Source organism: Gammaproteobacteria bacterium (genome assembly GCA_003696665.1).
Taxonomy (GTDB): domain Bacteria; phylum Pseudomonadota; class Gammaproteobacteria; order Enterobacterales.
Genome location: RFGJ01000549.1, coordinates 1 through 1,059, shown reverse-complemented (window position 1 = coordinate 1,059; position 1,059 = coordinate 1). Strand labels below are relative to the sequence as shown.

Sequence of the window (1,059 nt, the reverse complement as noted above, 5' to 3'; positions counted from 1 at the left end):
TGCACAACCACCACGCCCAACCTATGACCCGGTTTGCAATTCGCGCCCCGATTCGCGGGCGGCATAGCCGCTGTCCGCTACACGCACGGTTAGGCCCGACCTTCTGCCATTTCACGGAGTGCCCTCAAAATTAGAGCTTCTAATTCTTGCTTCTCCAGTGCAAGTAGAGATTGCAAATTCATGACTCGTTCTTGACTAATTTTTTCGATTGCCCGAAGGCCTACATAGTAACCACCTCTATAGCGCGTAACGTCGTTTTCATCCCACAGGCTAAACCATTCATTCGTTTCCTGACTGTCGTCCCATTCGTTCAAAATGCGCTGCGCCATCTCCGACAATCGGGTACCACACCGTTCATGCCATTGTCTGGCAAACGACAGTGAAACATAGTCTGCCCATAAGGCCATTACATCGTCACATGCCAAAATCTTTTGCGTTCCCCGCGTAGCAATACCTTCTGTAATGACTTGTCGCCCTACCAGATGCTTCGCCCTTTCGTCTTGAAAGTAAAACTCCGGGCACCGCGTGTAATGTAGAGCGTGTATTATCTCATGAGCTACAAAAACATCCACTTGTAAAGGACTGTCATAGGTTTCTACTGGTAACCAAACCACAAAAGATTGATGCGTCTCATCCCAGAAAGCGTGCCCATTGGTTGTATTGGCTCCCACGAAAAGCACCACACGAATTTTGCCCGAAAATCCTTTGCAGGTAAATGCCCGCTCCAGAACGGGCAATTTGGACTTGATCAAGGTGGCTTTTTCCTGAACGGTATTTTCCGTCATACGAACGAGATCACCGGGGGCTACCCAATACTGATAATAATGCCGAAAAAGTTCGGGATAGGTAGCAAAGTAAGCTTGCTCACGCTGCCGGATTGCATATTCAAGATACAGCGGTGTGATGTCGTGCAACTCGATTTGCATTGCTCCAGGGCCTAACGTGGGCGTAAGCCGCCCTCCGGTGGATGCAAATGCACCATACATCCAGTATAGCGCAAATTTGCAAATTTCGCGCCGCCTCACTACCGCCGAAGGCGGGTCGGCTTAACGCGGGGTT

At 50.0% G+C, this 1,059-nt stretch carries 1 protein-coding gene; it reads right to left on the bottom strand.

Going from position 1 to position 1,059, the window contains the following annotated elements; translation table 11 throughout:
* Positions 1-89 precede the first annotated feature (89 nt).
* Complete coding sequence (locus D6694_13485) at positions 90-986, bottom strand: hypothetical protein (protein RMH37054.1); 897 nt, start codon at positions 984-986, stop codon at positions 90-92.
* Between the last annotated feature and the right edge of the window lie 73 nt (positions 987-1,059).

Excerpts from the sequence above, each read along its gene's own strand:
- D6694_13485 (RMH37054.1), bottom strand. The coding sequence starts at position 986 with ATGTATGGTGCATTTGCATCCACCGGAGGGCGGCTTACGCCCACGTTA.